This is a genomic window from Dysosmobacter segnis, assembly GCF_014297285.1.
GTDB classification, from domain to species: Bacteria; Bacillota; Clostridia; order Oscillospirales; family Oscillospiraceae; genus Oscillibacter; species Oscillibacter segnis.
This window is the reverse complement of the sequence record NZ_JACOQI010000048.1, coordinates 1-5,730: the sequence shown is the minus strand read 5'-3', so window position 1 is coordinate 5,730 and position 5,730 is coordinate 1. Positions and strand designations below refer to the sequence as shown.

At 54.3% G+C, this 5,730-nt stretch carries 8 protein-coding genes; all 8 read right to left on the bottom strand.

Translation table 11 applies throughout. The features are described from left to right. A partial coding sequence (locus H8Z83_RS18480; RefSeq protein ID WP_187016383.1) for a PrgI family protein occupies positions 1-382 on the bottom strand: 382 nt, incomplete at its 3' end. 3 nt (positions 383-385) lie between these two features. Then, a complete protein-coding gene (locus H8Z83_RS18475) occupies positions 386-940 on the bottom strand; it encodes an MT-A70 family methyltransferase (protein ID WP_117465002.1) in 555 nt (184 codons plus the stop codon). A gap of 17 nt (positions 941-957) precedes the next feature. After that, positions 958-1,737: a DNA-methyltransferase gene (locus H8Z83_RS18470; protein WP_187016382.1), complete on the bottom strand. Its 780-nt coding sequence runs from the start codon at positions 1,735-1,737 to the stop codon at positions 958-960. Continuing rightward, on the bottom strand, positions 1,727-2,458 hold the full coding sequence (locus H8Z83_RS18465) for a septation protein SpoVG family protein (protein ID WP_118540915.1): 732 nt from the start codon (positions 2,456-2,458) through the stop codon (positions 1,727-1,729). Before H8Z83_RS18465 ends, H8Z83_RS18470 begins: the two co-directional genes overlap by 11 nt. Before the next feature lie 15 nt (positions 2,459-2,473). Continuing rightward, complete coding sequence (locus H8Z83_RS18460) at positions 2,474-3,340, bottom strand: VirB6/TrbL-like conjugal transfer protein, CD1112 family (protein ID WP_117612914.1); 867 nt, start codon at positions 3,338-3,340, stop codon at positions 2,474-2,476. 11 nt (positions 3,341-3,351) lie between these two features. Continuing rightward, positions 3,352-3,564, bottom strand: a complete 213-nt coding sequence (locus H8Z83_RS18455; RefSeq protein ID WP_044963257.1) for a Maff2 family mobile element protein — start codon at positions 3,562-3,564, stop codon at positions 3,352-3,354. Positions 3,565-3,659: 95 nt separating this feature from the next. Then, on the bottom strand, positions 3,660-5,495 hold the full coding sequence (locus H8Z83_RS18450) for a VirD4-like conjugal transfer protein, CD1115 family (RefSeq protein WP_187016381.1): 1,836 nt from the start codon (positions 5,493-5,495) through the stop codon (positions 3,660-3,662). Beyond that, a partial coding sequence (locus tag H8Z83_RS18445; RefSeq protein ID WP_187016380.1) for a PcfB family protein occupies positions 5,482-5,730 on the bottom strand: 249 nt, incomplete at its 5' end. The genes H8Z83_RS18445 and H8Z83_RS18450, both read right to left, overlap by 14 nt.

The following is a 5,730-nucleotide window of genomic DNA, read 5'->3' as shown; positions in this document are numbered from 1 at the left end:
GGCGGCGGCTCCGTTTTTCTTCTTTGTGTTTTTCAATCACATCCTCCTTTCCAGCGCCCGGCCCGGCAAAGGGCGCATAAATGTTTTCGGTTCGGTAGGCCCTGATCCCCGGCCTTAGACACTTAGCCCGGATAATGTTTCGCACAACTTTTTCAAAGGGCAAGCCGTCCTTTTCATACATGGCCATCAGGAACGCCGGGAGCATAATTCCCAGCATGAGAAACATCGCCCCGGTATTGCCGAGGGTGCCACGGGTCAGCAGATAGGCCGGAATCCCCACTGCGCCCGCGCTGCCGAAGCAGACAAGCTGGCGTTTGGTGAGGTTGAAAGCCATCTTTGTTTTGATTTTGGATAAATCGTTTGGTACGTTTACATAGGGCATAGATCACACTCCTTTCTGTACTTCGGGACAATGTGTCCCAAAGTCCGGGATGGTTGGTGTTACTTCATTTCCCCATACAGCCCAGCCGGGCGGGGTCTGCCTGGCAAAGAGCTCCACGCGGGGCAGATCGCCCATCAGGGAAATGATTTTGGCGCGGGCCTCGTCCGGCTTTTTGCTATGGGCCTCAATCGGGGAAATGATGAATTGATGAATGTTGGCAGCCTGCCGCTTTGGATGTCCCTTGGTTGCCAGCAGGCAGATTTCTGCATTGCCCCTTGTCCAGAAGCCAAGGCCGTAAAACCAGCTATCCGCCTTCTTGTTCTTTTTCAGCCAGACGAAAGCAACGCTTTTGTAGGTGAAGCCCCAAGCCTCGATCAGCCGGAGCGCCTCCGGGAGCTGCGGGAAAGTGGCCCATAAAAAGAGTGCGCTGTCCGGGGCTGCAAGATCAGCCACAGGCAACGCACATAACTCCTCAATGCTCATAGTGGGATAATGTTTTTCCGCCGCGCCCTGTACTTTCTTAGCCGAGTAGCGCCAAGGGGGATCGGCGTAAATGATAGAATACTGCTGGATAATTACACTCCTTTCTCGCCAGAGCTTTTTACTGCCTGCGCCGCACGGATGCGCTCACTGGCAGCGGCATAAAAGGCCGGGGCCGTTTCAAAGCATACAAAGCGGCGTTCTGTGTTGATAGCTGCAATCGCGGTTGTGCCGGAGCCCGCGCAAATGTCCGCGACCAGTTCGCCGGGGCGGGTATAGGTGCGGATCAAATACTCGCAGAGCTCCACGGGCTTCTGCGTGGGGTGGATGCCGCCGGACACCGTAGGCACAAAAAGCACATTTCCGGGATAGCGGCGGCCATCGTTGGACTCCGAGCCCTGCCGTTCAAATTTTCCATAGTTGGAGCTTGTACCGCTTCGGGAATGTACGCGGGTATAAGGCTTGCCATAAGTAAACTGCGGATTGTAGACCGGGGACTTCTGGTAAAACACCAAGATATTCTCGGACTTTTTCAGCGGAGCCCGGTTTGCATTGAGAAAACCTGTTCCGCGCTCCTTGTACCAAATCCACTCATAGCGGAGCATGGCGAGGTTGGATGCGCCCAGCACCTTGTCAAAGGGGCACTGTGCGAAGAACAGCACCGCACCATTCGGCTTGACCGCCCATTTCACCGCCTCCCACAGTTCCGGGAGCGGCAGGGGCACATCCCAATAATTCCGGGTTGTGCCGTAGGGCGGATCGGTCAGCAGCATATCCACGCTATGTTTTGGCAAAGAACGCAGGCCCTCGATGCCATCCATGAGAAACAAGCCCTCCTTCGGGACACGTTGTCCCAAAGTGCGGCTATCGGTCATTGCGGGCCTCCTTTGCCTTGGCAGGTGCAGGCCGGGCGGCGTTTTCTTTTCCCGCCTGTTTTGCGGCCTCGGCCATCTGCTCCTTGATCGGGGCAGGCCGTACCGCCTGGGCCCGTGCAACAAGCTGTTCTACCGCCGCATGATACGCCTCCACACCAGCCGCATTGATCCGCTCCTGTGTGGCGCGGTCAGGAATCCGAACCGTAGCCCGGTATCCCGTCCGGCTGGCAGGATCGGGTTTAGAGGGAGCTCCGAGAAAAATTCCGTTTTTCCCGTCCACAACCTTAAAATCGTCGATGACCACACCGCCAAAATTGACGCTGGCGAAGCCGATCAGTTTACCCTGCGGCTCAATCGGGCGGACAGATACTGTGATCGGAACAACCGCCTCTTGCAAGACGGCATCCGTCCGCATTTTTACCGCCTCGTCAATACTAACGCCCTTGACTTCTGCAAGCTCCGCGATGGGAGCATCAAACAGCCAGCGCCGCTCCTCCGCAGCAATCTGCTCCGGGGTCAGCAATACATCGTCGTTCTTACTCAGATAAAATTCCTCCTTTCCGCTTGCCGGAGCAGGCTGGGCGGGGTCGTCCATCAGCTCTTTTCTTTGCAGGACGGCCTCTGTTTCCGCCATAAAGCGGTAAGCGTCTGCCTCAGTAAACTCCTCCGGCGTTTTTCCATTCCATAAGCGCGTTCCGTCTGCCCCATATCTTCTCGGCATAAGCACCACCTCCTGTTAATGAGCGCCAAAGATACGCTGGGCAATGCTCCCGGTCTTAAAGAGCATGAAGCAAAGCAGAACCGTGTAGCCCACAGTTCCCCAAATCGCCCCAATGGGATCGCCGCCTGTTGCGATGCCTTGAATGAGCACCGCGTAAATTGCAACACATACAAGAATCAGCAGCCCTTGAAAGCCCACGGCAAACAGGGACTTGATGTAGTTTTGCCCGGTACTGCCAAGCTCCCGGTTGGAAAGCGTAGCAACGGGGATGGGGGCCAGACTGGTCAGCAGATAGATTTCCAGCATCCTGCCATACACCAAAACGAAAATGATAATCCCCATTGCTTTCATCGTGAAGCCGATGAGCGCAGATTGCAGCCAAAGCCCCAAAAGCGGCCCCAAGTCCATCGCCTCCAGCGAGGTTTCCAGTTCGGCAAGCATATCCGCCGAAACATCGGTAGAGCCTTGAATCAGCCCGCCTGCCTGCGCGATAACGCTCTGCGATACATCGAACACGGCCATGACGATATTGAATGTGTTTGACAGGATTAAGATTGCACAGGCCGTTTTGAACATCCATTTATAGAGGTTCGCAACGTCAACCTCGTGCATATTGTTCTTTTCCAAAAGCATCTGTATGAGCTCATAAGTGGCAACAAAGGTCAGCACCATTCCGGCAATCGGCAGGATCACCGTTTCGGAAAGCTGTCGGATCAGGGAGAAAACCCCGGCGTGCCACGCCGCCGGGGTAGTCCCTACCTGTGCCGCAATCTCTCCGACTTGGGTATTGACGGTATCAAAAAGCCCTTCGAGGTTTCCCATGATCCCGCCAATCAGAAGCTCTTTGAGCCAGTTTGTGAGCCAGTCGGTGAGAAAATCCATAAGCGCCTACCTTAAAACAGGCCAGACAGCAGAGGGATCAGTGTGGTGCCAATGACGATGATGCCGCCGCCCGCCATGAGCTGCTTCATGCCCTGGGACTTGGAGCCCGGGTTATCCGAGCCGTAGCCCTCCAGCAGATTAACCACGCCCCACACGCCAAGGCCAGCACCGAGCGCGATAACAAGGGTCTGTAAAGTGTCGATTGCAGATGAGAAAAATGCCATATAAGCCTCCATTTCTCCGGGATTTTTCCGGTAACAAAAAAGCCGCCCATACAGGCGGCAGGTTACAAACTTCGGGACACTTTGTCTCGAAGCATTTATGCAAAGGCGTCTGGATCGTCGATGTCATCATAGTTGAGGATGTCCTCGTCCTCTTCCGTGAGTGCATCGTCCGGCACAGTCACCTCATACATCGTACACGCCTCGTTCAGACCGGGCCGCCTGCGGCGGTTAATGAGCCTGTCGAGGTCAAAAGCGTTTTTCTGTTTATCGGCCTCCGCCGTATAGCGGTAGTTCGGATGCCGTTTCAGATCATACTTGGGAGAGAAGAACGGGGGCAGGCCCCGAAGCTGCAAAATACATTTATCTCCCGGCATGGTTGCAAGTTCGGCTGGGGTCATCAGTTCCCGGCCCAGCCGCTGGGTATTTTGACTGTAGCTTTCCGACTGACCACGGGAGCGGCTGTCAGTCTGCATATTGATTGTGGCTTTTCCCAGCCAGTTCTCGGATATTTCCTTGATGGTGCTGGCTTCGCGGCCACCGAGGAACACCACGCTATCCATGTTGCCGAGGATTGTCTCGGCGTGTTTATCGTAAATGGCCTTGCACTGTGCCAACTGTTGATACAGCAGGCAAAGACTCACCTCGCGGGAGCGGATAACCGCGACCAGCTTTTCGAGCTGGGGCACCTGTCCCGTGTTGGCTGCCTCGTCCCACAGCACTCGTACATGGTGCGGCAGGCGGCCACCGTGAACATTGTCCGCCCGTTCACACAGGAGGTTGAACATCTGCGAAAATGCAAGTGCCACTAAAAAGTTGTAGGTCTGCGTGGTATCGGAAATAATGAAGAATACCGCCGTTTTCCGATCTCCGATGCGGTCAAGCTCCAATTCGTCATAGGCCATGACCTCACGAAGCTGCGGAATGTCAAAGGGAGCCAGTCGCGCACCGCAGGAAATCAAAATGCTTTTTGCCGTCTTGCCGCTGGCCAATTTGTACTTTTTATACTGTTTGACCGCGAAGCAATCCGGCTTGCGCTTTTCGAGCCCGGCAAACATATAGTCCACCGCGTTCATAAAGTCCTCGTCATCCTCTTTGACCTCCATGCCGGAAATCATATCCACAAGGGTATTCATGTTCCGATCCTCGGCAGGCCCCTCGAAAATGATGTAGGCAATCAGGGCACAGTACAAAAGCGTTTCCGATTTCGTCCAGAATGGATCGCCTTCCTTGCCTTCGCCCTTTGTGTTGGAAATCAGGGCATCCACGAATTTCAGAATATCGGCCTCATTGCGGATATACGCCAGCGGGTTATAGTGCATGGATTTTGAAAAATCTATGCTGTTGAATACCTTGATTTTGTACCCGCGTTTTTGCAGGAAACCCCCGACCTGTCCCAGCACACCGCCTTTGGGATCGACCACCACATAAGAGGAATGAGCCTGTAAAAGCTGGGGCGTGAGCCAGAAGCGGGTTTTGCCGGAGCCGGACGAGCCGATAATACAGCAATTCAGATTTCGGGCATTTGCGGGAATTTTCGGACGGGTATTCATCGTGAGAAACTCCGTCCCGGTCAAAATCACGTTGTTTTCAAACCTTGGATCAACAAACGGTTTGATGTCTTTTTCCGTTCCCCACCGGGCGCTGCCGTATTCTGCATCCCGCCGAAACTTCTTAGCGTTCTTGCTTTTGAAATAGATCAGCAGCCGGAAAACAACTGCGCCTACAATACCAACAAGCCAATCCAGCGGGACAAGACCGGGTGCAAAGTCAGCAAAGGCCGGGCCAATCGTCTGGCCCAGCCCGATGAGCTTATGTGCAAAATCGTTCCCCGCCGCCAGCCGGTAGGCCGTTCCCAGCTTGAGGCACGCCCACAGGATGAACAGATAGGGAATGTTCGGAATGAGATATTTTCTGATCTTATCTGTCCTCATAGGCCACCTCCTTTGCACGTTCTTTCTGTTTCGGCTTTTCTTTGGAAAGCTGATCTGCCGCCTGTTGCAGTTGTTCCCGGATGGGAACACGGTTCGATTTTGCTTTGCTTAACACCTTCCGGGAATACTCAGAAAAGCAGGCGGTCATTGCGTCTGCCTGTCCAGCCTTGAAAAACAGCAGGTATTTGTCCGGCCCGGTTTTATAGAACGCATAGTCTACATTCCATTTCCGGGC